Here is a 25,229-nt window from a genome sequence, read left to right on the forward strand (position 1 = left end):
CCCAAATCCTATCGGCGCCCTTCCGCCGTGACCGTCAACCGCGTGGCGCCGAACCCCAGGACCATCGCGTACGCCGCCAGCCTGAACGCCCGCTCCCCGTCGTACTCGAAATCCTCAACCTGCCCCAGCCCTCCGTCATCGTGGCTCCACTCGCGAATCGTCACCCCTTCGAACCGCATCACAACCACCGGCGTCGCAACCGCCGCCGCAGGTGTCCACTGCGGCTCGGTGTACTCGAACTCGAGCACCACGACCCGATCGACCGGCCGCACCTCGACGCTCGCGAGATCCATGTCGTCCAGATACACAGGCACGTCACGGTCCGTCCAGAACTCGTACAGCCCGGTGCCCCCGCTCGCCAGGTCATGCCGCGGGTCGATGGTCACCCCAACAATCTCGGTCCGCCTGGCCGGTGTGCTGATCGGCGTCGGCAAGACGTCGCGAGCCTTGCGCCGTCGCCATTTAGCCATCGCCGGTGCGCCGCGCAATCACTCGCGTGAGTCCCAACGTACGACCTCCATCGGCATGAAGCATCCGCGCCTCTTCTCGCCCCGGCCTACCACCATCCAGGTCGCAGGCCTCGTTCCACTGCAGCCAGTCCGCCCACCCATGGGGCAACTGGTCAGCAACCTCGACCGTCACCAGCCCAGTCTTCCCCCCGGCTGCGAAATCCCGATCCGCCCGCCAGGCTTCACGAATCGCGCCAAATACCCCAGATAGAGGTCGTCCGTCCCGAAGTAGTGATACGCCCCAATGCTGACGATCGCATCGAAGAACCCCTCGGCGTACGGCAACGACCGTGCCTCGGCGTACACAGGATGAACCCGCCCCTCGACGCCCGCCGCGACCACCCGCCGCAGATTCTCCTCCGGCTTGATCCACAGATCCGTAGCCCAAACCTCGACCCCGAACTCCTTGGCCAGAAACACCGAACTACAAGCATTCCCGCACCCCAGATCGAGCACCCGCATCCCCGCGTCGAGCGGCATCGACCCGACCAACGCCTCCGCCTGCCACACCGGATTGGGCCCCATCGAGGCATCAACCATCCACCGAGCCGAATACCCCGCAGACCGCGGATACCGCTCGTTCCTCAGCAACCCTTCAAGCTCCGCATCATCCATGCGCCCGCAGTCTCCGCCCACCACCAACCCCACGCAAACGTTTATTCACTGCGTGATCGTGAGCCCCAAGCGCGCGAGCTGCAGCCCCTCGCCCTCCGTGCCGAGCGCGACAACCAAGGTCCATTCACCCGGCGGAACGGCGTACCCCAACTCGGGAACCAGCGACGCCGTACCAATCAGGACCGGCACAGGACGAGTCTCCCGAGCCCCAACCGCAAAGCCGACCCGCGGCAACGGATGCGGCCCGGCGAACCGGCCGACAACGTTCCCCGACCCGTCAGTCACGACCGACGACAGTTCGCCCATCGTGATCAGCACCTCGTCCTTCGCGCTCCGATTCGTCACGAGCAAATCCACGCGCGCATCGTGCCCACTCCGAATCTTCAACGGAGACACAGCTTCCACGTGGAATTGCAGATCCCCCGTCGGCGCCCGATGCAACTGAACCATCCGCGGACTGATCAACAACTCCCCCGTCGGAAACCGCATAGCCCCCACATGCAACTCCACCAGCCCGCCGTACGCCGCATGCAACTCGGCCGCAATCCCCGTAGCCCAAGCCGCCAGCATGATCCGAACCGGCGTCCGTGTCGGCTCGCTCTCCGGATCCTGAAACGCCATCAATGCCCCAGGCTCCTCAGCAACCAACCGCCGCAACTCAACCCGCAAGCTCTCCCAACCACCCATATGTCGACGGTAGCGCGCCGCGCGGGATGCCACCCACGCATTGGACCCTCGGGCCGAGCGACCAGCGTTCCCCTTACCCACAAGGGATTCCCACCATCCCCGATTTGGCCGTCACCATTCTGTGACCTACAATCGAACACGTGTTTGACACTGATCTGGACGACCTCGACCCCACGGCCCTGCTGGCCGTGGCCGGCGAGCACGCCCGCGTCCAGGAGCAGGCCGCAGTCGACATCCTCCGTACGACACTCGCCTTCGCCGACCGCAACGCCGTCGTCGAATGGATCGACGGCGAACCACTCCCCGGCTACGAAAGGCTCCGCGTCTACGGCGGCGAAGGCTGCCCCGGCGTCGCCGAGTTCGCCCCCATCGAACTCGGCGCGGTACTGCGGATGTCCGCCGGCGCCGCAGCCTCCCTCGTCGGCGAGGCCCTCGCCCTCCGCCACCGCCTCCCCAGGACCTGGGCGGCCGTCCTCGCCGGAAACGCCGTCGCCTGGCGCGCCCGCAAGATCGCCCACGCCTGCCTACCGCTACCCCTCGAGGCCGCGGCCTTGGTCGACCAGCGAGTCTGCGGCATCGTGGACAGCGTGACTCCCGGCCAACTGGCGAAGATCGTCACCGCCGCCTTCTGGCAAGCCGACCCCGAACGCGCCCAGGCCCACGCCGAATCCACCGCCCGCACCCGCGGCGTCTTCGTCTCCCAGTCCGACCCGTCGGACGACCACGGCACCAAACGCATCTGGGTCCGCGCCGCCACCGGCGCCGTCATCCGCTTCGACGCCACCATCGACGACCTGGCCCAAGCCCTCAAAACCCTAGGCGACCCAGACTCCCTCGACGAACGCCGAGCCAAAGCCATCGACTGGATCGCCGACCCAACAGCCGCCCAACACCTCCTCGAAGTAGCCCGCCACCTAGCCCAAACCCAACCCACCACGCCAACCCAACCCGCCGGCCCACCAGCTCCACCCACCGCCCCGGTCCAACGCACCACCCCAACCCGCACCGACACCCCACCATCTCCACTCACCCCGACCGCCACCGCCACCAACCCCGAACCAGAGACCGTCGAGGCAGAGTCCGCCGCACAGCCCACCGCAGGAACCGCGGCGGCCGCAGCAGAGCCGCGCCCTGACGCCCCCACCCCAACGCGCCCGCCTTCCGACGACCGCCCACCAGAGCCGCACCTCGTCTCGGGCGACCACCCGCCCGGCGATCTCATGCCGGGCGAACTCTTGCCAACGTCCCCGCCCGACGTCGGCGAGGTATCGATTCCTGCTCCCGACAGCGACGTAACCACCGGGGACGAGTTCACCCGACTAGCTCTGGCCGGCACCCTCGAGGCCCGCCTCGCCGCAATCAAACAAGCCGCCTACGGCAACAACTCCGGCGCAAACACCAAACGCAGACAACACACCCTGTACGTACACCTCACCGACCAGACCCTTGCCACTGGCAACGGTGTACTCCGAGTCGAAGAGCTGGGCCCACTCCTCGCCACCCAGCTGACCGAACTGCTAGGCCACGACCAGGTCATCCTCAAACCAGTCATCGACCTGCACGACCAGATCAGCGTCCACAGCTACGAGATCCCCACCCGGATCCGCGAACGCGTGCGCCTCCGGCACCCCGTCGACATGTTCCCGTACGGCACCGCCGAGGCAACGCCCCGCATGGACCAAGACCACATCAGACCGTACGACCGAACCGGCCCGCCCGGCCAAACCAACACCGACAACCTCATACCGCAAGGCCGACTCCACCACCGCGCCAAAACCCACGGCGGCTGGAGCAACCGCCGCCTGCCCACCGGAGCCATCGAATGGACCAGCCCCCACGGATTCCGCTTCCACGTAGACCACACCGGAACCCACCCCCAACCAAGCACTCCACAGGGCACCCGCAAACCGCACCCACACCCCCGCCCGTAACTCTGACCGTGAGCCCGCCTCAACAACCAGCAGCCCCACCGACCAACGCCAACCCATCCAACACCTCAACAGGAGCCCGCAGATCCCGCCGACTCGCCCTGCAAGTCGCGCACCCAAAGTCACCAGTTGCCGACAAGGAAACCGCATCGCCCCGTCTGCAGGCCCCCAGCCGCTCGTACGCTCGTACGCCGCGTGGAGCTCCGCCGCGAGTCCCGCAGGATGCCCTTCATCGAGCGAAGAACTCATGCAGAACGTTCGAGAGCATGACGGAATCGGAGACGTGGGACCGACCGGTGACGACGCGGCGGCCGCAACCGAGCCGAACGTCTTCCCGATCCCGCTCGTTCGCCGCTCACGAGGGCTGCATGCTGCCGTCTGCTACCGCTTCGAAGGAGCCCGGCTGCAGGTCAGCCACCTGCTCGTTGGCCACCCCGCCTATCGCGACCAGGACCGGCTCAGTGATCCAGGCGAGTAGTCCGGCCTCGAGGCCCATCCCTGAGACAGGCCACGTCGTACGCCAGCGTCGGTGCGACCTCCGAGAGTCCTTTCAGAACGGCAATTCGCAGGATCACGCCGACCGCATCGTCCGGAGACCCAACCAGCCGCATGAACAACTCGACGCCACCATCGCGCCGTCCTTGCACCACGACGGCGGTCAGTTCCTCAACACCCGCCAACCACCAGCCACCATCGCGACGCCCTCCCACCACGACAGCAGCCACCTCTTCAACACACGCCTACCACTACGCCCCAGACACAAGCGCACCCATGCGCTCCGGTTATCGCGACGCTCTTCCGCCGCGACGGCGGTCGGTTCCTCGACAGACGACGACCGCTGCGCCAGGATCGCGTTGTCGCTCAGGTACGGGATCTCGTACACCGCCATCCGCTCGACCAGAAAGGAACCTGCTGCCTCGAGCGCCAGCGCGCCACCCGACGCGCGCCGAACAGGATGCGCGAACCCTCCCGCCTCGGCGATCACTGCATCAAGGTCCTCGACCTCGCGTGCAGCAGCGTCGAGCATGGTGCGCGGATGGTGTGGTGGGGGTGGTGTGGGCGAGTCTCCTGCCGAGGCACACGAGGCCCCAGGCGAGGACGGCGAGGCTCCGGGCGAGGGAGCGCGCGGTTCCCCGGACGCACCTCGGCCGCGGCGGGCGTGGTTGAACATGTGAAGTGCGGTTCCAGCTCAGACAGCGCGGCATTCTCGGACCGTTGTCGAGGCCGCCGCCCACCAGATCCACGGCCGGTCCGACCTGGCCCGGTCGTAGCTGACGGCTGTGCGCGGTTCAGTGACCTGCGCCGCAGCCTGGGCGGGATCAGCGGGAACGTACTGGCGCAACGCCTGCGCGAACTTGAGCCCGCGCATCTGGTGCGCAAACGCCGCCTCGCGCCGAGCATCACGTACGAGTACGAGTTGAAGCAGCTGTGCCTGTTCGGTGTCCGAGGTCGGACCCCGGCCGCGAACTCGAGCCGGTACTGGCAGCCTTGGAAAGCTGGGGGCTGGCCTGCCGCCAGACACGCCGAGGGACATCTCAGGAGCCAATGCGCAGATCCTCTGGTTGACCGCCACAGCCATGCCGCCGCGCGGGCCGGGCGTGATCATCTTCGCGTGGACGACGACTTCCGCCTCGCCGCCCGCGCCGCCCGCCTGACAGCGCGCCGAGCCGATCCGGACGATCCGTACGCCGTGCTGGTCCCGACCTCGGCAACCCGCACTCCCTGATCCAGGGCGCAGTCACGCCGACCGACGCCAAGATCTCCGCCACCGCCACCGCCACCGTCGCAGGCACCATCGCCGTCGCAGGCACCGTCACCGTCGCCGTCGCAGGCACCGTCACCGTCGCCGTGGCAGGCACCGTCACCGTGGCAGGCACCGTCACCGTCGCGGGCAGCGTCACTGTGGCGGGTGCGATCGACGTCGCTGGCAGCGTGGTCGGTGGCCGGAGTGGGGCCGGCGATCGGGTGGGGGTCGAAGAGGTGTTGTGTTGGGGGGCGGGATATCGGGTGGTCAGAGTGTGGCTAGTACGGTGGCTAGTGCTTGTGGGTTGCGGCGGGCGATGTTGTGGCCTACTGGGATCTCATGGAGCTGCCAATCTGGGTCGTTTCGCAGGCGCTCCGTCAGTTGTACGAACGGGCTGCCTGGCCACGGGCCGCCGCTGATGTAGGTATGGCGAAGGCCGGGCCAGGAGTTGTTCTGGAGCTTGATGGCCTGGATGAAGCTTGGGTACGGGTGTGGGCGCGCCCGGGGATCCATGCCCTTCGGGACCTCGACCCAACGGCCGTCGTTGCCGGCGCCTGCTACGAACAGTTCGCGGAACGCCTCACTGGTCAATGACCAGCAGGAGTCGCCGTTCACCGGGACGTAGGCGTCGATGAACACCAACTGTTCAAGGCGGTCCCCGAGCTGATCGGCCACCCCGGCGATCACCAAGCCCGCATAGCTGTGGCCACACAGCGCAAGCGGACCTGTCTGTTCGACAATCCGGACCACTTGGTCGATGTGTGCGTCGAGGTTCGCCGGTCGCTCCAGATCCTTCGGTCCATCCGGCTCCAACCCTGCCAGGGTGACGGCCTCAACCCCGTGCCCGCGTCGCCGCAATTCCGCCGCGACGTCGTCGAACACCCATCCGCCCTGCCACCCGCCAGGCACCATCAAGAACTTCATCGCGCCATCCTAGGCAGGCGTTTCGGTCAGGACCCCTGGCGCTCGCTCCCGGTATCGAAGAACCGGTCAAGGTACGCCCGTGGCGCGAGCTCGCTGTCCCGGATCAGAGAGAAGATCTCAGCACCATCCCCAGGCGCATCCGCTAGCCGATAAGCCTGGGCAAGTCCCAGATACTCATCGGGAGCCCCAAGCGATGCGTACTCGATCGCCTCAGCCTCGGCCCGCTCGATGGCTCCCTCGAACGAATCGGCCCGCCACAACGTGATTCGCTCTTCGTACGCCGCGAAGTCCGCTCCGGCCGTACGCCCACTCCGAAAGACGCAGCGCACCGCATACCAGGCAACATCCTGATCAGCCACAACCCGGAGTCTGCCAGCCACGGGTCCCGTCACCCAAGGAGTCTCAGAACGGGAGTTTGGGTTGGGGTGGGGCGTGGGTGGGGTCTACGCCGTCGAAGAGGCTGCTGACGGATTCGCCGGCGTGGATTCGTTTGATGGCTTGGGCGAAGAGGGGGGAGATCGAGGTGGTCTGCAGTTCGGGGAAGCCGGCGGGGCGGGGGACGGTGTCGGTGCTGATGACCTCGGTGATCGAGGGGTGCGAGCGCAGCCGGTCGACCGCGGGGCCGGCGAAGAGGCCGTGGGTGCAGGCGACGGCGGCGGAGGTGCAGCCGTGGTCCTTGAGGCGGTCGAGGAGTTCGATGATGGAACCGCCGGTGGCGATTTCGTCGTCGAGGATGATGGCGCGGCGGCCGGCGACCTCGCCGACGATCGCGTCGATGACCACGCGGTCGTCGGCCAGGCGTTGCTTGCTGCCGGCGGCGACCGGTACGCCGAGGAGCCGGGCGAACTGGGTCGCGGTCTTGGCGTTGCCGAGGTCGGGGCTGACGACGACGGTGTCGGACAGGTCGCGGCCGCGGAAGTGGTCGGCGAGTACGCCGATCGCGGTCAGGTGGTCGACCGGTACGGAGAAGAACCCGTGGACCTGCGGCGCGTGCAGCGCCATCGTGAGAACCCGGTGGGCGCCGGCCGTCGTGAGCATGTCGGCGACCAGGCGGCCGCCGATCGAGATCCGGGAGGCGTCCTTCTTGTCGGAGCGCGCGTACGCGTAGTGCGGGATGACCGCCGTGATCTGCGCGGCCGACGCGCCGCGGGCCGCGTCGATCATCAGCAGCAGCTCCATCAGGTGCTCCTGCGTCGGCGGTACGAGCGGTTGCACGATGTACACGTCGCGTTGCCGGCAGTTCGTCTGCAGTTGAACCTGCAGACAGTCGTTGCTGAAACGGTGGATCTCGACCGGTGAAAGCGGTACGCCGAGATCACTACAGATCTGCTCCGCCAACTCGGTGTGGGCACTTCCGCTGAACACGACGATCTCTCGCACGGCTCTCCCCGAACGCTGCGACCCCGACAGCTGAACCCTAACCGATCAGTCGCGCCAGAGTTTCCGCGGCCGTCCGGCAGTCGGCCGCCGATGCGTCGAGGTGCGTGACGATTCGCAGCTGCGTCGCTCCGACTCCTCCGACGAGTACGCCGGCGTCGCGGGCGCCGGCGACCACCTCCGGAACGGTGTGACCGGTGCCGGCCAGGTCGACGACGACGATGTTCGTGTCGACCTGGTCCGGCTTCACGGAGCCCGGCGCCGCGTCGGCCACAACCGAGGCGATCAACCGCGCGTTCGCGTGGTCCTCGGCGAGGCGTTCGACGTTGTGCTCGACGGCGTACAGCCCAGCGGCAGCGAGTACGCCGGCCTGCCGCCAACCGGCGCCGAGGCGCTTCCGCCAGACGCGAGCCTCACGGATCAGCTCGGTCGAGCCGACCAGTACCGACCCGACCGGAGCGCCGAGGCCCTTCGAGAGGCAGACGCTCGCGGCGGCGGCCCGCGACCCGAAGGAAGCAACCGTACGGCCGGTCGCAACCGCGGCGTTCCACAACCGCGCGCCGTCGAGGTGCAGCGGGAGACCGGCGGCATCGAGTTCGTCGGCGAGCGCGTCGAAGGAGCGCTGGATCGAGCCGCCGCCGAAGTTGTGCGTGTTCTCGACCGAGACGGCCGACGTGACGACGAAGTACGGTCCGAGGTCGGGTGCGATCAACGTACGGATCTGCTCGAGGTCGATCTGCCCCGACGGCGCGCTCCACGTCCGCGTGGTGACGCCGCTGACGGCCGCGTGCGACCCGAGTTCGGCCCGGACGATGTGTGCGCTCGCCTCGCACAGCACCTCACCGCCGGGCGGCACCAGTGCCCGTACGCCGAGCATGTTCGCGAGCGACCCGGTGACCGTGAACAGCCCGGCCTCGTGCCCGAGCAGACCGGCGACGTGCTCCTCGAGCGCGTTGACGGTCGGGTCCTCGCCGTACACGTCGTCGCCGACCGGGGCCGCGGTCATCGCCGCCAGCATCTCGGCCGACGGGCGGGTGACCGTGTCCGAGCGCAGATCGATCATGCCTGCGCGCCCCGCAGCCGCTCGGCGACGAGGAACGCGAGCTCCAGCGACTGGTGCCGGTTCAGCCGCGGGTCGCAGGCCGTCTCGTACCGGTTCACGAGGTCCTCGGCGACCAGCTCCTCGCCGCCGCCCAGGCACTCGGTGACGTCGTCGCCGGTGAGCTCCATGTGTACGCCGCCCGGCCAGGTCCCGACCTGCTCGTGCGCGTCGAAGAAGCCCTGGACCTCGTCCATCACGTCGTCGAAGTTGCGGGTCTTGTACCCGTTCGGGGTCTCGAACGTGTTGCCGTGCATCGGGTCGCAGACCCAGGCGATCGGCGAGCCGTGGTCGCGGACCGCCTCGAGCAGCGGCGGCAGCGCGGTCCGGATCTTGCCCGCGCCCATCCGGGTGATGAACGTGAGCCGCCCCTCGATGCCCTTCGGGTTGAGCTTCGCGATCAGCTCCCGGATGTAGTCCGGCGTCGTGGTCGGGCCGATCTTCACGCCGAGCGGGTTCGACAGCGAGGCGAGGAACTCGACGTGCGCGCCGTCCACCTGCCGGGTCCGCTCCCCCACCCAGAGCAGGTGGCCGGACACGTCGTAGGGCTGCTCGGTGCGAGAGTCGATCCGGGTCAGGGCGTGTTCGTACTCCAGGATCAGCGCCTCGTGGGAGGCGTAGAAGTCGACGGTCCGGAACTCGTCCGACGTCGCGCCGCAGGCCCGCATGAAGGCCAGCGCGCGCTCGATCTCCCCAGCCAGCTGTTCGTAGCGTTGCCCGACCGGGGACGACTTCACGAAGTCGGTGTTCCAGGCGTGCACCTGGTGCAGGTCCGCGTACCCACCGGTGGTGAACGCGCGGGTCAGGTTCAGCGTCGCGGCGGCGGCGTTGTAGACCCCGCGCAGCCGGGCCGGGTCCGGGATCCGGGACTCGGGAGTGAAGTCGAACCCGTTGACGGCGTCACCGCGGTACGACGGCAGCGTCACGCCGTCGCGGGTCTCCTCGCCGGACGAGCGGGGCTTCGCGTACTGACCGGCGATCCGGCCGATCTTCACCACCGGCACGCTCGCGGCGTACTGGAGGACGACCGACATCTGCAGCAGTACCCGGAGCTTGGCGCGGATGTTCTCCGCGGTCACGCCCGCGAACGTCTCGGCGCAGTCGCCGCCCTGCAGGATGAACGCCTCGCCGCGGGCGACCGCCCCGATCTTCGCGGTCAGGTCGTCGCACTCGCCGGCGAACACCAGCGGCGGCAGCGTCCGGAGCTCCGCGATCACCTGCTCGAGCGCGGCCGGGTCCGGCCACTCCGGCTGCTGCAGCGGCTTCAGCGCCCGCAGCTCGTCCAGCGTGGGAACCCCCGGCACCTGCCCAGTCGTCAACGTCGCGAATTGCATGAGGCCAACTTTAGAGGAGCCCCCCGAACCGAGCGTGACCATCTCAGGCCAACGCCCCCGGATCAGCTGGCCTTCGTGTCGCCGAGGCGGACGTGGTCGTCGATGGATTCGCCGGCCTTGAGCAGTTCCTTGGCCTTGTCGGCGTACATGTCGACGTACTCCTGGCCGGACAGGCCCATCAGCGCGTACATGATCTCGTCGGTGACCGAGCGCAGCACGAACCGGTCGCGCTCCATCCCCTCGTACCGGGAGAAGTCCATCGGCTCGCCGAACGCGACGCCCGGGCGGACCAGGCGCGGCAGCAGCCGGCCCTTCTCGCGGTAGAACAGGGTCGGCTTCATCCGGCCCGCGGGCTGCAGCTTGTGGGTGTCGATCATCGCGACCGGGATCACCGGTACGCCGGCCACGATCGCCATCCGGGCGACGCCGGTCTTGCCCTTGTACAGCCGGCCGTCAGGCGAGCGGGTGCCCTCCGGGTAGATCCCGAACAGGCCGCCCTTCTGGAGGATCTCCAGGCCGGTGTTCAGCGCGGCCAGCGAGGCGCGGCCGCCGGAGCGGTCGATCGGGATCTGGCCGACCGAGCGGAAGAAGGTGGCGACCAGCTTGCCCTTGAGGCCGGGTCCGGTGAAGTACTCGGACTTGGCCGGGAAGACGATCTGCCGCGGGATCGAGACCGGCAGGAAGATCGAGTCGCAGAACGCCAGGTGGTTGCTGACCAGCAGTGCCGGGCCGTCGGTGGGTACGTGCTCCGCCCCGGTCACCCTCGGCCGGAACAGCAGCTTGACCAGTGGCGCGACAAAGAACCGTCTCAGGAACAGATACAGCATCCGCCTCGACCTCCGTCAACTCGCCCGACACACAGCTACCCAGACACACATCCACCCAGACACGACAACCCCGGCGCGTCAACCGTTCCGGTGCGGACACTACGTTCCAGCTTCCCCCTCAGGCAATGTCACCGCCAGGAATGTGGGTGTTGCTCACCGTGTTGTCACCTGGATGCAGACTGGATGCAGACTGATCGCAGCCCGGATGCGACGATTGTCACGCGCTTCCGGAGCGCGTTGTGAGGACCGTGAACGGCGAGGAGTCGAGCGTGCCAGTGCAAGCCCACGCGGAGGAGTTTCGCAGTCCCGGGACCGGGGAGAACGCCGCCGTCGGCGTCCTGCTGAGTCACGGATTCACCGGCTCGCCGCTCTCGATGCGGCCGTTCGGTGAACATCTGGCCGACGCCGGGTTCGGCGTGGCGGTGCCGCGGCTGCCCGGCCACGGGACCACCTGGCAGGAGATGAACAAGACCTCCTGGCAGGAGTGGTACGCCGTCCTCGACAACGAGCTGGAGCGGCTCCGCAAGGAGCACGACCAGGTGTTCGTGATCGGCCTGTCGATGGGCGGCTGTCTCACCCTGCGGCTGGCCGAGGAACACGGTACGGACATTTCCGGTCTGGTCCTGATCAACCCGTCGGTGCGGACCGACGACAAGCGCCTCGCCCTGCTCCCGGTGCTGGCCCGCGTCGTCCCCTCGTTCCCCGGCATCTCGAACGACATCAAGAAGCCCGGCATCGAGGAGGGCGCGTACGACCGGATGCCGCTGCGCGCGCTGCTCTCGCTGTCCCAGCTGTGGAAGGTCACCCGGGCCGATCTGGCGAAGGTCACCCAGCCGGTGCTGTTGTTCCGCAGTACTGTCGATCATGTGGTGGAACCGAGCTCGGGACGGGCGGTACTTTCCTCGATCTCGTCGCGCGACGTGACCGAGACCCTGCTCGAGGACAGCTATCACGTGGCGACCCTGGACAACGACGCACCGCGGATCTTCGCGGACTCGACCGCCTTCATCCAGCGGCTGAGCGGTCGCACCGATGCGTGACAACGGCCTGACCGCGACCTCGTACGCGTCGCTCGGCGGGATCGACCCGTTGGTCGCCGAGCCGGTGCTGGAGGCGCTCAAGGCGGCCGGCATCGCGGCGTACTGCGAGAACCAGAACGAGGCCCACGACGAGATCTTCGTCGACGCCGAGGCGGTGGAGCGGGCCCGTCCGGTGATCGACCGCAGTACCGAGGACGCGGAGTGGAAGTCGCTGGTCGAGCAGTTCAACCAGCCGTCCGCGCCCGGCCACGACGGCGGCGAGGACCCGGTGCCGCGGTGGCCGGCCAGCGAGGACGTCGACGACAGGTACGAGCCGCTGATCGACGTACCGACCGGGCTGACCATCCAGGAGGACGTCCAGGAGGAAGCGCCACCGAAGAAGGACGATCCGCACGATCATTTCGTGCCGCCCGAGCCGCCGCGGGGGCCGCGGCTCGACTGGGTCAGCCGGGCCGCCTGGCTCGGGCTGCTCGGCGGTCCGTTGCTGCTGATCGCGGCCGCCGTCTTCGACTTCGGCACCGGGCGGATCACCACGCTCGCAGTGGTCGGCTTCATCGGCGGGTTCCTCACGCTGGTGCTCCGGATGAAGGACCGGCTGCCGCCCGGCGACGGCGGCGACGACGGGGCAGTCGTCTGAGTTAGAGTGCGGATCGTCGGACAATCCGACGACATCGCTTTGGGGAGGTACCCGTGCCACAGGTCACCGAGACCGTCGAGATCACCGGCCACCTGATGGACTCCGGGCTGCTGTCCCGCGTCCTCGACGACATCCGTGGGTACGGCGGCGAGTACACCCTGGACAAGTTCGACCTCGGGTACGACAAGGACGACCCGTCGACCGTACGGATGACCGTCGGCGCGGAGGACGAGGAGTCGCTGCAGCGGCTGCTGATGCGGATCCAGACCAAGGGCGCGAACCTCGTCGACCCGGGAACGCCCGAGATCACCGAGGTCGCCCAGGACGGTGTCTTCCCGGACGGGTTCTACTCGACCACGAACCTGCCGACGCGGGTCCGGCTCGGCGGTCACTGGGTGGACGTACAGAACCCGGAGATGGACTGCGGGCTGCTCGTCGAAGGCGACACCGTACGGACAATCCCGATGTCGGACGTGCGCGCCGGGATGAAGATCATCACCAGCGCGCAGGGTGTCCGGGTCATTCCTCCGATCGTGGTGAACACCGAAGAGGGCTTCGGCTTCATGGAGTCCGACGTGTCGTCGGAGAAGCCGCAGCGGGTGCTCGTCCAGCAGGTCGCGGACGGGATGCGCGAGGCGAAGGCGAACGGGCAGAAGGTGCTGTGGGTCGGCGGCCCCGGCATCGTGCACACCGGCGCGGCGCCGGCGATGGTCGCGATCGTCGAGGCCGGGTACGTCGACGTACTGTTCGCCGGCAACGCGCTCGCGACGCACGACATCGAGTCCTCGCTGTACGGTACGTCGCTCGGCGTGGACCTGGCCCGCGGGCGTGGCGTGGAGCACGGGCACGAGCACCACATCCGCGCGATCAACACGATCCGCAAGGCGGGGTCGATCGCGGCCGCCGTCGAGCAGGGGGTGCTGACGTCCGGGGTGATGCACGCACTGGTCCGGCAGGGCAAGAAGTTCGTCCTGGTCGGATCGGTCCGCGACGACGGGCCGCTGCCGGACGTGTACACCGACGTACTCGAGGGCCAGCGGGCGATGCGGGCCGAACTCGAGGGCGTCGGGTACTGCCTGATGGCCGCGACCATGCTGCATTCGGTTGCTACCGGCAACATTCTGCCGGCGTCGATCCCGTTGACCTGCGTGGACATCAACCCGGCGACCGTGACCAAGCTCGCCGACCGCGGCTCGTCGCAGGCCCGCGGGATCGTCACCGACGTCGGCCTGTTCATCGAGCACCTGGCACGTGAGCTGTCTCCCACCTACGCCGACAGCAAGTGACCCTTTCGGCGTTCAGGCTGGTCGGGTGACTGAAGACTTCGAGGGGTTCCTGAGTCGTTTCGAGGCGGCGAACAGCGCGTTCGTCAACGGGGACCCTTCGCTCTGGTTGCCGTTGGTGTCGCGCAGCGAGCAGACGTCGATCTTCGGAGGCTTCGGCGGCCAGGAGGTCGGCTGGTCCCAGATCGGCCCTCGCTACGAGTGGGCGTCGGCGCAGTTCCACGACACCGGGGCGAAGATCGAGTTCGAGTATCTCGTGAAGCACGTCGGCAGCGACACGGCGTACACGGTCGCGATCGAGCGCGGCACCGTCCATCACGTCACGCAGCCGGCCCCGGTGCTGCACGTACTGCGGACGACGATGGTGTTCCGCACCGAGGGCGACGAGTGGAAGATCACCCACCGCCACGCCGACCCGCTGAACCCGACGTCCTCGCCGTCAGGTCCCTGACAAGCTCAGCGGGCGAGGTTGGTGCCCGGCCGCTCGGCCCCCGAACGCCGCTCGGCCTCTCCGGCCGAGCCTGTCCGAACCGTGCCCTGTCCCCGGGCTCCTCGGTCCAGGCCCACGGCAGCCGCCTGCAGCTGGCTCACGTTCTGCTTCAGCTTCTCGGCGAACTGGTTGACGACGTCGACCTCGTCCTGCAGCTCGGGCCGGGACGGATAGACCTGCCCGTTCACCGGCAACTGATGGTTCGCGACAGTCGCCCCCCGGTAGACCTCGTCCAGGTCGATCAACCCGTCGCCTACTCCGCTGTCCGGAACCACGACGAGGCTTTTGTGCTGAAGGCCGGAGCTCTGCCCGACGACGTACTGCGAACCGCCGTTCACCGCCGCCTCGTAGTACTTCGTGCCGTAGTCCGTGTCGGTGCACGTCGCCTCGACCGCCGCCATCAGATCCCGCCCAGTGGCCGGGCGGTCGAACCGGACCGCGACCCGCTCTGCCGAGACGTCGATGACAACCGCAGCGTGCCGGTCCCGCGCGCGGTCCTGGTCCACCGCGGTCTGCGTCCGCAGCTCCTGCTTCAGGTCCTGCTCGAACTCGTGGAGGGCGTCGACAGCCATCTCGGCCGAGAAGTCCCGCACTTCGATCCGGCGCTCTTCCGACAGCTCGTGATGGATGAGCGCCACGGACGAGTAGCCCTTCGTCGGCTCCAGGTACGGCGTGACCTTGTCGGCGACGACCGCGAGCGAGCGATGCAGCTGGATCGCCGCCCGGCCCGCGGTCACCACGTAGCCGTCGTCGTAGCGCATGTCCTCGTGGTACTCGTCGCCGGATCGTTCACACGCGGCCTTGACCGCGTCGAGGATCTGTTGGCCCGTGAACTCGTCATCGAACGTCACGGTGTGCTTGGCAATCGATCCAGAGATGTCAATCACCCTGCTCATCCTAGGGACCGCGGGGTTCGATGGGTGTTGGATAGGGCTCATGACCGAACTCGTGAAACTGGCGGTGGCCGACGGTGTGGCGGCGATCACGTTGGACTCGCCGCACAACAAGAACGCCTTGTCGCAGCAGTTGACCGGTGAGTTGCTCGCGCACCTGGAGACGGCCGGTGCGGACGATGCCGTGCGGGTGATCGTGGTTCGGTCCGCGCTGGACGTGTTCTGCTCGGGGGCCGATCTGTCCGAGGCGACGACGGTCGGGATGGGCGTCGGCGCGCAGCGGATGGTCGACGTACAGCGGGCGATCGTGGCGAACCCGAAGCCGGTCGTCGCCCGCGTCGCCGGACCGGTACGGGCCGGGGGGATCGGGATCGTCGCGGCCGCCGACATCAGCGTGGCCGGTGAGAGCGCGACGTTCGCGCTGACCGAGGTACGCCTCGGCCTCGCGGCGGCGACCATCTCCCTCACCGTCCTCCCCCGCCTCACCGACCGCGCCGCGGCGTACACCTTCCTCACCGGCAACAGCTTCGACGCCCTGGAAGCCGCCCGCCTGGGCCTGCTCACCCTCACCGTCCCCGACGCCGACCTCGACGACGCCCTCACCACGGTCCTGGCGTCACTGCTCAAGGGCGCCCCCCAAGGCCTCCGCGAAACCAAGAAGCTCCTCAACCGCGAACTCCTTGCCGACATAGATGCCCGAGGCAAAGACCTCGCCGAACTCTCCGCCTCCCTCTTCGCCTCCCCCACCGCCCAGGAAGCCATGCACGCCTTCCTCACCCGGAAGAAGCAGTAAGGGTTATCAGGAGTGGTAGGTGATCCGACGCGCCGGCGAGGTCCTCGTGGGTGGCGGGGATGTGGCGGAGGCGGCCGCTCAGGACCGGGGAGAGTTGGGCGGCGTCGATGCGCTTGGTGGGGGCTGACGAGCGGAAGGTAGGGCCGTGGCCGAGGTCGGTCAGGCCCTCCTCCGCCAGGCGCTTCCAGATGGGGCCGTCGGGTTCCTCGTTGACGTCGCCGGCCAGCATGTAGGGCGTACCGAAGGCGCGGCACAACGTGAGTACCTGGTCGATCTCGTGGATGCGGCCGCGGGGGTGCAGGCCGAGGTGGCAGACGACTACTGCCAGGCGGGTGGTGCCTAGCTGGAGGACGCCGCCGACTGCGCCGCCGGGGAGTTGGGTGGCGATGAAGTTCAGGCGGCGGCGGACGAACGGGCGCCAGATGCGGCGGGACCGGATCGCGGTGAGGTCGATGCCGTCGGCAACCAGGATCGCGTTCCGGGCCGAGGCGGCGACGTAACGCAGGCCGAAGGTCGCGGCCATCGCGCGGCGTTTGCGGCGGGTGCCGAACCAGGTCGGCGCCTCCTGCACCAGCATCACGTCCGGTGCGCAGGCGCGGACCACCCGGGCGAGCGCCGTACGGTCGTCACCCCAGCGATGCACGTTGTACGACAGCACGCGCAAGGTCACGCGTCAGGGTCGCCGTTCACGTCGGCGTGGTGCAGGTCGGCCTCGGAGGCGGCAGTACGCATTCCGGTACGACGGGCGGCGGACTTGCGGGCGGCGCGCTCCAGCCGAGTCGACCGGGCCGCGGCCGTCTTCGCCGTCACGGCCGTCGTCTTCACCCGGACCCGGCGCAGCCAGGTCGCCTCCTCGCGGGCGAGGTCGGCAGCGCCGACCATTCCCGCCTCGGGACCGAGCACCGCGCGGACGATCCGCGCCTCGGGCCGGAACCCGCGGCCGGTCAGCGTCCGCTTGAACGCCTCCCGGGCCGGCGCCAGCAGCAGTTCGCCGGCGTCGGACACGCCGCCGCCGATCACGAACGTCCCGGGGTCGAGCGCCGCGGCGAGGTTCGCGAGGCCGATGCCGAGCCAGCGGCCGACCTCCTCGAGCAGCTCGACCGCGACCGGGTCGCCGTCCTTGGCCAGCTCGGTGACCATCGGGCCGTTGATCTGGCGCGGATCGCCACCGGCCGCGCGGAGCAGGTTGTGCGCCACCGGCGAACCGGACAGCGCCAGCTCCCGCGCCTCCCGGGTCAGCGCGTTCCCGGACGCGTACTGCTCCCAGCAGCCGCGGTTACCGCACTCGCAGCGGTGGCCGCCCGGTACGACCTGCATGTGCCCGAACTCGCCCGCGATCCCGAACTTCCCACGCTGCAAGGCGCCGTCGTTCAGGATCGCGCCGCCGATCCCGGTGCCGAGCGTGACGCAGACCAGGTGGCTCTCGCCCTGGCCGCCGCCGAACCGCCACTCCGACCAGGCGGCCGCGTTCGCGTCGTTCTCCACCACCACCGGCAGCCCGAGGCGCCGCTCGACCGCGTCCCGCAAGGGCTCGTGCCGCCAGGCCAGGTGCGGCGCGAACAGCACCGACGAACGGGTCCCGTCGACGAACCCGGCGGCACCGATGCCGACCGCGATCACGTCGTGCCGCGACTCCAGGTCGTGGACGATGTCCGCGATCGCGTCCTCGGTCTCCTTCGGATCCTTGGTCGGGGTGTCCCGGCGCAGCCGGTCGAGGATGTTGCCCTCCGGGTCGACCACCCCGGCAGCCACCTTGGTGCCACCGATGTCGATCCCGATCGTCAAAGCCTGCGTCAGCGCCACGGCACACCCTTCGTCGCGGTATCCCCCGCGCTACCAGTATCCCAGGTCATTTCCGTGTCATTTCCGGGCCAGGTCCGCAGCGCCGATCAGGCCCGCGTCGTTGCCCAGCTCGGCCAGGCTGAAGGCGGCGTGCGGGCGGTTCGCCTTGGCCGGGAGATTCTTCTCGAAGGCCTGCAGCGCGGACTTCATCAGCAGCTCCTTGGCCGCGCTGACGCCGCCGCCGATCACGACCAGGGTCGGGTCGAACATGGTCGCCAGGCTGGCCAGGCCCTCGCCGAGCCAGCGGCCGAGGTCCTCGAGCAGCTCGACGGCGCACGGGTCGCCCTTCATCGCCGCCTCGGTGATCATCGGCCCGGTCAGCTCGGCAGGGTCGGTGATCCCGCACACGCTCAGCATCTGCGCCGCCGCGAGCGACCCCGACTCGGCCCGGGCACGTCCCTCGCGGACCAGCGCCCGGCCGGACGCGTACTGCTCCAGGCAGCCGCGCGCTCCACACCCGCAGCGATGCCCGCCAGGTACGACGCGCATGTGGCCAAGCTCGGCCGCGACACCGTGGGCGCCGCGCAGCAGCTCGCCGCCGATCACCACGCCGCCGCCGATCCCGGTACCGACCGTGATGCACACCATGTGCTCGACGTCCTTGGCCGCGCCGAACGCGAACTCGCCCCAGGCTGCCGCGTTCGCGTCGTTCTCGACCACGACCGGGACCTTGAGCTGCGCCGCGACCCGCGCGCCGAGCGGCTCGTCGCGCCAGGCAAGGTTCGGTGCGAACAGCACGGTCGAACGGTCCGACGAGACGAACCCGGCCGCGCCGATCCCGACCGCCTCGACCTGGTGGCCGGCGATCAGCTCGGCGGCCGCGTCGCAGATCGCGGCGGCGGTCGCGTCGACCGAGTCCGCCGGGGTGTCGCGGTGCGTCCGCGCGATGATCGTGCCGTGCTCGTCGACCACGCCGGCGGCGATCTTCGTACCGCCGACATCGATGCCGATCGTCAGTCCCATGGTTCGGGGTCCTCACTCACGTCGATCCGGTCCACCCGGGACCGGGCCGATTCCTGGGCCGGTTCTTGGGCCGTTTCCTGCTCCGCCGCCGAGGACCGCGACGCTGCGTCCTCCCGCGCCTGCCGGGCCGCGTCCGCGGCGGCCTCCAGCAGAGATCTCAGTGAGCCCAGGACGTGCGCGGCCGCGGTCGACAGCTGCTCGATCGTCTCCGGGCTGGTGTTGCGCACCCGGTGGATCAGCTGACACACCGGGCACCAGACACAGTCCGGCCCCAGCTTGTGCTCGTGCTGTTCCTGCGCCGGCTCCGCGTGCTCGGGCGGTGCATCGGAAGCAGCGTTCTGCAGTACGGCGAACAGTTTCGCGGCCTCCTCGGCCACCGAGCCGACCGGCTCCTTCACCGGCCCTCCCCGATCGCCGCTTCCCGTCGCGCGAGCTGCTCGTGGTACTCCGCGGCCAGCCCCTGGGCCAGCTCCTGAGCGGACTCCAGCGGGCCCGACCCGCTCGGCACGTCCGCGGGAACCGGCGGACGCGCGACCTCCTTCGGCGCGAACCGCACCTGCAGCCGTCCCTCGTCCAGCCGCGCCCCCGCGACCACGCCACGCGCCAGCGCGGCCGGCAGCGGCAGCACCCGGCGGTACGAGCCGACGGTGACGATCAGCTCGTCCCCGTGCCGGGCGAGCTCCAGCTCGTCGGCCGATGCCAACGGCAACGGCATGGTCAGCGTGTACGTCCGCCCGTCGGTGTCGATGTGCCGGTCCACCCACAGCGAGGTGTCGTCGGTGGCCCGCGAGAACGGGTCGTCCCCGCCGTACATCTCGACCGCGAACGCCGCCAGCTCCTCCACCCCGACCGGTTCGCAGACCCGGTACGGCGACTCCCAGATCGGCAGCGGCCGGAACGAGTCGGCGACCTCCTCGAGGATCCCCCGCTGCGCCGCGACCCACTGCCGGCGCCACGTGTCCGCGCCCGCGGCCGGGAACACCCGGTTCGCCACGACACCGTCCACGCGGTACCCGTACAGCGAGAGCCTGGTCAGCGAACGGCGCGCCTCCGCGACGACGACTGCCTCCGGCGTCAGCACGAGCCGCACCGACGCGTCCGGACCGGCGAGCAGCGTACGGATGTCCGTGAGGTCGCTCTGCAACCGCCGCAGCGCGTCGAACACGTTGTCGTCGGGCATCGGCAGCGACGACCCGCGGCTCAGGAACGGTCTGAACGTCCGCATCATCTTGCGCTCGGCGTTGAAGATCCGGTCCATGTACCAGTTCAGGGCCTCGGGCAGCGCGAGCAGCCGGAGCGTCTCCGCGGTCGGCGCGCAGTCCACGACGATCACGTCCCAGCGCCCGGACCGGACGTGGTCGCGGACCTCGAGCAGCGCGAGCACCTCCTCGGCGCCCGGCAGCACGGTCAGCTCCTCGGACTCGATCGGGTCCATGCCGACCATGTGCAGCACCGAGCGCAGGTACGCCTGGATGTCGCCCCAGGACTGCTCGAACTTGCGCTGGGTGTCGATCTGCTGGACGAACAGCAGGTCGTCGATCTCGGTCGGCTCCGGGCCGACCTCGGAGTCGAACGCGTCCGACAGCGAGTGCGAGGCGTCCGTCGACAGCACCAGCGTGCGCAACCCGCGGAGCGCGGCGAGCGTGGCCGTACCGGCAGCGGAGGTCGTCTTGCCTACGCCGCCCTTACCTGTGTAGAGCAGTACTCGGGTCACTGGCTTTCGACACGCTTCTTCAGACCCTTCAGGGCCGTGTCGATGATGACCTTCTCGGCCTTGCGCTTCAGCATGCCGATCATCGGGATCGCCACGTCGACGGCGAGCCGGTACGTCACCTCGGTCCCCTCCGCACCCAGGTCGCGCAGTACGTACGCACCGTCCATCCCCTTCACCATCTTCGCCTCGACCAGCGTCCAGGTCACCTCGTTGCGGGACCAGACGTAGGCCAGCGTGTACTCGTCGGAGATCGCGCCGGCGTCGACCTTGAAGCGGACCTTGTTCGGCCGGCCGGCCTCGTCGGTGGACAGCACCTCGGTCTCGCGCATCGAGTCGGCCCATTCCGGATAGGCCGCGAAGTCCGCGATCACCGCCATGATTTCCTTGGGGCTCGCATTCACCACGATGGTCGAGGTGGTCTGTTCCGCCATCGATTCACCTCTTCGCCGGTCGGGTCTGCAGCGGTTCCTCAACGGAGACTATCGCGGGTTCGGATCCGGTACGGCCCTCGCCCGCCGCGCGGCCTGCTTCGGCCTCGTCCTTGAAGCGCCACAAGCGCTCCCGGTACGCCGTGGCGTACCGCTCCTTCAAACGTTCGACGGCCCGGCCGCGGACCGGTTTCGCCGGGTCGACGCGCAGGTACCAGTGCACGACGACGCCGTCGCGGACCGCCTCCAGCCACCATTCCGCCGTACCGGTCGCGGCGCCGGTGACCGACCAGCGCACCCCCTCCAGGCCGCGCCGCTCGTACGGGGTCAGGGTGAGCTCCGGCCACCATTCACGCCAGAGGGTGTCCGAACCGAGTCGCTCGGCGACGTAGGCTGGATCAGCAACGACCAGGTCGTCGCAACTGATGTCGAGCAATGGCATGGCTGAAACCTAGTTCCGTGGGTCACATAAAGGTGGCTACTAGTGGGTAGGTGACTGTAGCGTGCGCCGGAAGTCGACAATTCGTGACCGACTGAGGAGACGCGGATGCGTGAGTACACCGTTCCTGCTGTGACCGAACCCCCCACCGGGAGCCTGAGCGACCCGGTGTGGGCGAACGCGTCCTCCCATCCTGACACCGCCGTGTTCAGCCGCCGTACGGGGTCGACGTGGACCGATGTCACCGCGGCCGAGTTCGCGCAGCAGGTGACCGGCGTGGCGAAGGGCCTGATCGCGGCCGGCGTGAAGCCTGGCGAGCGGGTCGCCCTGCTGAGCCCCACGCGGTACGAGTGGACCCTGATCGACTACGCGATCTGGAGCATCGGCGCGGTCACCGTGCCGATCTACGAAACCTCCTCGGCCACTCAGATCCAGTGGATCCTGACCGACTCCGAAGCGGTCGTCGCGATCGTCGAGAACGCCACCCACGGCGCCGTGGTGGAGTCCGCCCGGGCCGAGGCGCCGACGCTGCGGGAGGTCTGGCAGATCGAGGCAGGTGCCGTCGACCACCTGACCGGGCTCGGCCAGGACGTCACCGACGCCGAGTTCGACAAGCGCCGCTCCGCGGTCACGCCGGCCGATCTCGCCACGCTGATCTACACCTCCGGTACGACCGGACGCCCGAAGGGCTGCAGGATCAGCCACTCGAACTTCATGGCCGAGCTCGGCCCGGCGGTGAAGATCCTCGACGACCTGTTCGACACCACCGGTGCCAGTACGTTGCTGTTCCTGCCGTTGGCGCACGTGTTCGCGCGGATCATCCAGGTCGGCTGCGTGATGAAGCGGGTCAAGGTCGGGCACAGCGCGGACGTGAAGAACCTCGTGGACGACCTCGGCGCGTTCAAGCCGACGTTCATCCTGAGCGTGCCGCGGGTGTTCGAGAAGGTGTTCAACTCGGCCGCGCAGAAGGCGCACGCGGACGGCAAGGGCAAGATCTTCGACGCCGCCGCCGAGACCGCGATCGCGTACTCGCAGGCGCAGGACAAGGGCGGCGCGGGCTTCGGGCTGAAGGCGAAGCACCTGCTGTTCGACAAGCTCGTGTACAGCAAGCTGCGTGCGGTGCTGGGCGGCCAGGTGCAGTACGCCGTGTCCGGCGGCGCGCCGCTGGGCGACCGGTTGGGGCACTTCTTCCGCGGCATCGGCGTACCGGTTCTCGAAGGGTACGGCCTCACCGAGACCACCGCCGCGGTGTCGGTGAACCTGCCCGACGACATCCGGATCGGTACGGTCGGCCGGCCGCTTCCCGGTGTGACGGTCGGGGTCGCCGACGACGGCGAGTTGCTGTTCAAGGGTGGCCAGGTGATGCAGGGCTACTGGAAGAACGACGAGGCGACCGCGGCCGCGATCGACGCGGAAGGCTGGTTCCACACCGGCGACCTGGGCGAGTTCGACGTCGACGGGTTCATCAAGATCACCGGGCGGAAGAAGGAGATCCTGGTCACGGCCGGCGGCAAGAACGTCGCGCCGACGCTGCTCGAGGACCAGATCCGCCTGCACCCGCTGGTCTCCCAGTGCATGGTCGTCGGCGACGGCAAGCCGTTCATCGCCGCGCTGATCACGATCGACCCGGAAACCATCGTTCCGTGGGCCACCGAACGCGGCAAGCCGACCGACGTCGCGGCGCTGACGAAGGACGCCGACCTGATCGCCGAGATCCAGAAGGCGATCGACGACGCCAACGCGACGGTCTCGCACGCCGAGGCGATCAAGAAGTTCTCCATCCTCCCGATCGACTGGACCCAGGAGTCCGGCGAGCTCTCCCTCAAACTCTCCCTCCGCCGCCACGTCGTGATGAAGAACCACGGCCCCGACGTCGAGGCCCTCTACGCGAAGTAGGTAGTACCCCGGGGTCAGCCGATCGGATGATCCCGGGACGAGCTGGTCAGGCGATGTGGGGGCGGTGCCCGGTCCGCGAAGCTCGTCGGTATGAAGATTGTTGAGGTTTCCGGCCTGCGGAAGGCCTATGGCGGGCGGACGGTGGTCGACGACGTCTCGTTCAGTGTGGACGAGGGCGAGATCTTCGGGATTCTCGGGCCCAACGGGGCCGGGAAGACAACCACGGTCGAGTGTGTCGAGGGGCTGCGGGTTCCGGACGGCGGGCAGGTTCGGGTTGCCGGACTGGACCCGGTGGCCGATCACGCGGCCGTCACGCAGGTGCTCGGGGCGCAGCTCCAGGAGAGCGAGCTGCAGCCCAAGCTCAAGGTCCGCGAGGCCCTCGAGCTGTACTCCGCGCTGTACCCGAACCCGGCCGACTGGCGCCCGCTCACCGAACAGCTCGGCCTGGCGGCGCACCTCGACTCGCGCTTCGGCGTGCTGAGCGGCGGCCAGAAGCAGCGCCTGTTCATCGCGCTCGCGCTGGTCGGCAACCCGAAGGTCGTCGTCCTCGACGAGCTGACCACGGGCCTCGACCCGCGGGCCCGGCGCGACACCTGGGAGGTTGTCGAGGAGATCCGCAACCGCGGTGTCACGGTGCTCCTGGTCACGCACTTCATGGAGGAGGCCCAGCGGCTGTGTGACCGGATCGCGTTGATCGACGACGGCCGGATCACGGCGCTGGACACGCCGCAGGGCCTGATCAGCCGGGCCGCGGGCGCCACGATCATCTCGTTCACCCCGTCGTCCCCGCTCGACGACGAGGACCTGGCCGCGCTGCCGGCGCTCGCGTCGCTGGAGAACAAGGACGGCCGGTTCACCCTCGGCGGATCCGACGAGACCGTCACCGCGCTGCTGTCACTGCTCGCCCGGCGGCGCATCACCGCCCACCAGCTCCGCGTCACCGACGCCACCCTCGACGACGCCTTCCTCGACCTCACGGGAGCCACGAAATGACCACGATCGCCGCCACCGCACCGGCCCGCCGGAGCTCGCCGCGGACCGCCGTTCTACGGGCGGAGGCCCGGCTCTTCCTGCGGGAATCCGGTTCGCTGTTCTGGATGCTCGGTTTCCCGCCGCTGCTGCTGGTCATCCTCGGGTCGATCCCGAGCTTCCGGAAGTTCGACGCCGGCCTCGGTCTGCGGCTGGTCGACGTGTACGTGCCGGTGCTCGTCCTGGTCGCGCTGATCGTCTGCGGCCTGCAGGCGATGCCGCCGGTCATCACCGGCTACCGCGAGCGCGGCATCCTGCGCCGGATGTCGACCACGCCGGTGCGGCCGTCGGCGTTGCTGACCGCGCAGATGGTCCTGAACGGTGCTGCCGGGGTGCTGTCGGCGCTGGTCTGCCTGACGATCGGACGGCTCGCGTTCGACGTCCGGCTGCCGCGGCAGATCTTCGGCTACACACTCGCGTTCGTGCTGACCGTCGCCGTCGCGCTGGCCCTGGGTGCGTTGGTGTCGGCGCGGGCCAGGACCGCGAAGATCGCGACCGCGTTCGGCATGGCGTTGTTCTTCCCGAGCCTGTTCTCGGCCGGGCTGTGGCTGCCTGTCCAGTCGATGCCGCACCTGTTGCGGGAGATCGTCGTACTGCTGCCGTTCGGGGCTGCGTCGCAAGCGCTCGGCCAGGCGGCCGCCGGACACTGGCCGGCGTGGTCGCACCTCGGGGTACTGGCCGGGTGGACGGTTGTGGTGTCGGTGGCGGCGGCGCGCTGGTTCCGCTGGGAGTAGCTTC

Annotated in this window: 28 protein-coding genes and 1 pseudogene; 11 read left to right on the plus strand and 18 right to left on the minus strand. The window is 69.0% G+C overall.

Annotated features, from left to right (window positions below; translation table 11 throughout):
- Positions 1-8: 8 nt before the first annotated feature.
- The 3 genes from ACFYRU_RS36445 to ACFYRU_RS36455 form a co-directional block, all read right to left on the minus strand.
- Positions 9-386 carry a hypothetical protein gene (locus ACFYRU_RS36445; RefSeq protein WP_387667692.1) on the minus strand — a complete coding sequence of 126 codons (378 nt, stop codon included), beginning with the start codon at positions 384-386 and terminating at the stop codon, positions 9-11.
- Positions 387-638: 252 nt separating this feature from the next.
- Entirely contained in the window at positions 639-1,034 is a 396-nt protein-coding gene (locus ACFYRU_RS36450; protein ID WP_387667694.1) for an SAM-dependent methyltransferase, read from the minus strand.
- A 135-nt stretch (positions 1,035-1,169) separates the two neighbouring features.
- A complete protein-coding gene (locus ACFYRU_RS36455; protein ID WP_387667696.1) occupies positions 1,170-1,481 on the minus strand; it encodes a hypothetical protein in 312 nt (103 codons plus the stop codon).
- Between the two features lie 470 nt (positions 1,482-1,951).
- Between ACFYRU_RS36455 and ACFYRU_RS36460 the strand changes: the two genes are divergently transcribed.
- Positions 1,952-3,742: a DUF222 domain-containing protein gene (locus ACFYRU_RS36460; RefSeq protein ID WP_387667699.1), complete on the plus strand. Its 1,791-nt coding sequence runs from the start codon at positions 1,952-1,954 to the stop codon at positions 3,740-3,742.
- A 244-nt stretch (positions 3,743-3,986) separates the two neighbouring features.
- The gene (locus ACFYRU_RS36465; RefSeq protein WP_387667702.1) at positions 3,987-4,217 is read left to right on the plus strand and encodes a hypothetical protein; all 231 of its coding nucleotides are present in this window, start codon (positions 3,987-3,989) and stop codon (positions 4,215-4,217) included.
- Positions 4,218-4,397: 180 nt separating this feature from the next.
- On the opposite strand, the gene ACFYRU_RS36470 is transcribed toward ACFYRU_RS36465, so the two are convergent.
- Positions 4,398-4,766, minus strand: a complete 369-nt coding sequence (locus tag ACFYRU_RS36470; protein WP_387667705.1) for a hypothetical protein — start codon at positions 4,764-4,766, stop codon at positions 4,398-4,400.
- Between the two features lie 9 nt (positions 4,767-4,775).
- Between ACFYRU_RS36470 and ACFYRU_RS36475 the strand changes: the two are divergent.
- Positions 4,776-5,147: pseudogene (locus ACFYRU_RS36475) on the plus strand (winged helix-turn-helix transcriptional regulator); the annotation flags it as partial.
- Positions 5,148-5,750: 603 nt separating this feature from the next.
- Here ACFYRU_RS36475 and ACFYRU_RS36480 read toward each other — a convergent pair.
- The 6 genes from ACFYRU_RS36480 to ACFYRU_RS36505 all read right to left on the minus strand — a co-directional run bounded on the left by ACFYRU_RS36480 (position 5,751) and on the right by ACFYRU_RS36505 (position 11,044).
- Complete coding sequence (locus tag ACFYRU_RS36480) at positions 5,751-6,407, minus strand: alpha/beta fold hydrolase (RefSeq protein ID WP_387667707.1); 657 nt, start codon at positions 6,405-6,407, stop codon at positions 5,751-5,753.
- 26 nt (positions 6,408-6,433) lie between these two features.
- A complete protein-coding gene (locus tag ACFYRU_RS36485; protein ID WP_387667709.1) occupies positions 6,434-6,766 on the minus strand; it encodes a DUF4288 domain-containing protein in 333 nt (110 codons plus the stop codon).
- A gap of 43 nt (positions 6,767-6,809) precedes the next feature.
- The gene (locus ACFYRU_RS36490) at positions 6,810-7,787 is read right to left on the minus strand and encodes a ribose-phosphate diphosphokinase (protein ID WP_387667712.1); all 978 of its coding nucleotides are present in this window, start codon (positions 7,785-7,787) and stop codon (positions 6,810-6,812) included.
- A gap of 37 nt (positions 7,788-7,824) precedes the next feature.
- Positions 7,825-8,847: a threonine aldolase family protein gene (locus ACFYRU_RS36495; RefSeq protein WP_387667714.1), complete on the minus strand. Its 1,023-nt coding sequence runs from the start codon at positions 8,845-8,847 to the stop codon at positions 7,825-7,827.
- Positions 8,844-10,217 carry a class II 3-deoxy-7-phosphoheptulonate synthase gene (locus ACFYRU_RS36500; protein ID WP_387667716.1) on the minus strand — a complete coding sequence of 458 codons (1,374 nt, stop codon included), beginning with the start codon at positions 10,215-10,217 and terminating at the stop codon, positions 8,844-8,846. The genes ACFYRU_RS36495 and ACFYRU_RS36500 overlap by 4 nt, the downstream gene beginning before the upstream one ends.
- Before the next feature lie 62 nt (positions 10,218-10,279).
- On the minus strand, positions 10,280-11,044 hold the full coding sequence (locus ACFYRU_RS36505; RefSeq protein ID WP_387667719.1) for a lysophospholipid acyltransferase family protein: 765 nt from the start codon (positions 11,042-11,044) through the stop codon (positions 10,280-10,282).
- Between the two features lie 269 nt (positions 11,045-11,313).
- Here ACFYRU_RS36505 and ACFYRU_RS36510 point away from each other — a divergent pair, with 269 nt between their 5' ends.
- Genes ACFYRU_RS36510 through ACFYRU_RS36525 form a run of 4 tightly spaced genes read left to right on the plus strand, consistent with a single transcriptional unit; the run spans position 11,314 to position 14,455 of the window.
- Positions 11,314-12,084 (plus strand): alpha/beta hydrolase, encoded by a 771-nt coding sequence (locus ACFYRU_RS36510; protein WP_387667721.1) that lies wholly within the window; start codon positions 11,314-11,316, stop codon positions 12,082-12,084.
- Complete coding sequence (locus tag ACFYRU_RS36515) at positions 12,077-12,721, plus strand: hypothetical protein (RefSeq protein ID WP_387667723.1); 645 nt, start codon at positions 12,077-12,079, stop codon at positions 12,719-12,721. The genes ACFYRU_RS36510 and ACFYRU_RS36515 overlap by 8 nt, the downstream gene beginning before the upstream one ends.
- Before the next feature lie 53 nt (positions 12,722-12,774).
- Positions 12,775-14,007: a TIGR00300 family protein gene (locus ACFYRU_RS36520; protein ID WP_387667725.1), complete on the plus strand. Its 1,233-nt coding sequence runs from the start codon at positions 12,775-12,777 to the stop codon at positions 14,005-14,007.
- 25 nt (positions 14,008-14,032) lie between these two features.
- Positions 14,033-14,455 carry a YybH family protein gene (locus ACFYRU_RS36525; protein ID WP_387667727.1) on the plus strand — a complete coding sequence of 141 codons (423 nt, stop codon included), beginning with the start codon at positions 14,033-14,035 and terminating at the stop codon, positions 14,453-14,455.
- A 5-nt stretch (positions 14,456-14,460) separates the two neighbouring features.
- Here ACFYRU_RS36525 and ACFYRU_RS36530 read toward each other — a convergent pair whose 3' ends face one another.
- Entirely contained in the window at positions 14,461-15,381 is a 921-nt protein-coding gene (locus ACFYRU_RS36530) for a hypothetical protein (RefSeq protein WP_387667730.1), read from the minus strand.
- 49 nt (positions 15,382-15,430) lie between these two features.
- Here ACFYRU_RS36530 and ACFYRU_RS36535 point away from each other — a divergent pair, with 49 nt between their 5' ends.
- The gene (locus ACFYRU_RS36535; RefSeq protein ID WP_387667732.1) at positions 15,431-16,180 is read left to right on the plus strand and encodes an enoyl-CoA hydratase-related protein; all 750 of its coding nucleotides are present in this window, start codon (positions 15,431-15,433) and stop codon (positions 16,178-16,180) included.
- Here the strand turns inward: ACFYRU_RS36535 and ACFYRU_RS36540 are convergent.
- The 7 genes from ACFYRU_RS36540 to ACFYRU_RS36570 are packed head-to-tail and all read right to left on the minus strand — an operon-like array spanning position 16,161 to position 21,569.
- A complete protein-coding gene (locus tag ACFYRU_RS36540) occupies positions 16,161-16,850 on the minus strand; it encodes an endonuclease/exonuclease/phosphatase family protein (protein ID WP_387667734.1) in 690 nt (229 codons plus the stop codon). The two genes, ACFYRU_RS36535 and ACFYRU_RS36540, sit on opposite strands and share 20 nt — an antisense overlap.
- The gene (locus ACFYRU_RS36545) at positions 16,847-17,983 is read right to left on the minus strand and encodes an ROK family glucokinase (RefSeq protein ID WP_387667736.1); all 1,137 of its coding nucleotides are present in this window, start codon (positions 17,981-17,983) and stop codon (positions 16,847-16,849) included. The genes ACFYRU_RS36540 and ACFYRU_RS36545 overlap by 4 nt, the downstream gene beginning before the upstream one ends.
- Before the next feature lie 57 nt (positions 17,984-18,040).
- Positions 18,041-18,985, minus strand: coding sequence for an ROK family glucokinase (locus ACFYRU_RS36550; RefSeq protein ID WP_387667739.1), 945 nt, complete (start codon positions 18,983-18,985; stop codon positions 18,041-18,043).
- Positions 18,976-19,383: a hypothetical protein gene (locus tag ACFYRU_RS36555; protein WP_387667741.1), complete on the minus strand. Its 408-nt coding sequence runs from the start codon at positions 19,381-19,383 to the stop codon at positions 18,976-18,978. Before ACFYRU_RS36555 ends, ACFYRU_RS36550 begins: the two co-directional genes overlap by 10 nt.
- A complete protein-coding gene (locus ACFYRU_RS36560) occupies positions 19,380-20,699 on the minus strand; it encodes an ArsA family ATPase (protein WP_387667743.1) in 1,320 nt (439 codons plus the stop codon). Before ACFYRU_RS36560 ends, ACFYRU_RS36555 begins: the two co-directional genes overlap by 4 nt.
- Positions 20,696-21,130, minus strand: a complete 435-nt coding sequence (locus ACFYRU_RS36565) for an SRPBCC family protein (protein ID WP_387667746.1) — start codon at positions 21,128-21,130, stop codon at positions 20,696-20,698. The genes ACFYRU_RS36560 and ACFYRU_RS36565 overlap by 4 nt, the downstream gene beginning before the upstream one ends.
- Positions 21,131-21,134: 4 nt before the next feature.
- Positions 21,135-21,569 (minus strand): hypothetical protein, encoded by a 435-nt coding sequence (locus tag ACFYRU_RS36570; protein WP_387667747.1) that lies wholly within the window; start codon positions 21,567-21,569, stop codon positions 21,135-21,137.
- Positions 21,570-21,674: 105 nt separating this feature from the next.
- Between ACFYRU_RS36570 and ACFYRU_RS36575 the strand changes: the two genes are divergently transcribed.
- From ACFYRU_RS36575 to ACFYRU_RS36585, 3 genes are all read left to right on the plus strand, one after another.
- Complete coding sequence (locus tag ACFYRU_RS36575; RefSeq protein WP_387667750.1) at positions 21,675-23,462, plus strand: AMP-dependent synthetase/ligase; 1,788 nt, start codon at positions 21,675-21,677, stop codon at positions 23,460-23,462.
- Between the two features lie 90 nt (positions 23,463-23,552).
- The gene (locus tag ACFYRU_RS36580) at positions 23,553-24,455 is read left to right on the plus strand and encodes an ABC transporter ATP-binding protein (RefSeq protein WP_387667752.1); all 903 of its coding nucleotides are present in this window, start codon (positions 23,553-23,555) and stop codon (positions 24,453-24,455) included.
- Positions 24,452-25,225 (plus strand): ABC transporter permease, encoded by a 774-nt coding sequence (locus tag ACFYRU_RS36585; RefSeq protein ID WP_387667755.1) that lies wholly within the window; start codon positions 24,452-24,454, stop codon positions 25,223-25,225. The genes ACFYRU_RS36580 and ACFYRU_RS36585 overlap by 4 nt, the downstream gene beginning before the upstream one ends.
- Positions 25,226-25,229 lie beyond the last annotated feature (4 nt).

Source organism: Kribbella sp. NPDC004536, from assembly GCF_042873835.1.
GTDB lineage: Bacteria > Actinomycetota > Actinomycetes > Propionibacteriales > Kribbellaceae > Kribbella.

Coding starts and splice junctions, on each gene's coding strand:
- ACFYRU_RS36450 (WP_387667694.1), bottom strand. CDS start 1,034: ATGGGGCCCAATCCGGTGTGGCAGGCGGAGGCGTTGGTCGGGTCGATG.
- ACFYRU_RS36465 (WP_387667702.1), top strand. CDS start 3,987: ATGCAGAACGTTCGAGAGCATGACGGAATCGGAGACGTGGGACCGACC.
- ACFYRU_RS36470 (WP_387667705.1), bottom strand. CDS start 4,766: ATGCTCGACGCTGCTGCACGCGAGGTCGAGGACCTTGATGCAGTGATC.
- ACFYRU_RS36480 (WP_387667707.1), bottom strand. CDS start 6,407: ATGAAGTTCTTGATGGTGCCTGGCGGGTGGCAGGGCGGATGGGTGTTC.
- ACFYRU_RS36495 (WP_387667714.1), bottom strand. CDS start 8,847: ATGATCGATCTGCGCTCGGACACGGTCACCCGCCCGTCGGCCGAGATG.
- ACFYRU_RS36500 (WP_387667716.1), bottom strand. CDS start 10,217: ATGCAATTCGCGACGTTGACGACTGGGCAGGTGCCGGGGGTTCCCACG.
- ACFYRU_RS36505 (WP_387667719.1), bottom strand. CDS start 11,044: ATGCTGTATCTGTTCCTGAGACGGTTCTTTGTCGCGCCACTGGTCAAG.
- ACFYRU_RS36515 (WP_387667723.1), top strand. CDS start 12,077: ATGCGTGACAACGGCCTGACCGCGACCTCGTACGCGTCGCTCGGCGGG.
- ACFYRU_RS36535 (WP_387667732.1), top strand. CDS start 15,431: ATGACCGAACTCGTGAAACTGGCGGTGGCCGACGGTGTGGCGGCGATC.
- ACFYRU_RS36550 (WP_387667739.1), bottom strand. CDS start 18,985: ATGGGACTGACGATCGGCATCGATGTCGGCGGTACGAAGATCGCCGCC.
- ACFYRU_RS36565 (WP_387667746.1), bottom strand. CDS start 21,130: ATGGCGGAACAGACCACCTCGACCATCGTGGTGAATGCGAGCCCCAAG.
- ACFYRU_RS36570 (WP_387667747.1), bottom strand. CDS start 21,569: ATGCCATTGCTCGACATCAGTTGCGACGACCTGGTCGTTGCTGATCCA.
- ACFYRU_RS36575 (WP_387667750.1), top strand. CDS start 21,675: ATGCGTGAGTACACCGTTCCTGCTGTGACCGAACCCCCCACCGGGAGC.
- ACFYRU_RS36580 (WP_387667752.1), top strand. CDS start 23,553: ATGAAGATTGTTGAGGTTTCCGGCCTGCGGAAGGCCTATGGCGGGCGG.
- ACFYRU_RS36585 (WP_387667755.1), top strand. CDS start 24,452: ATGACCACGATCGCCGCCACCGCACCGGCCCGCCGGAGCTCGCCGCGG.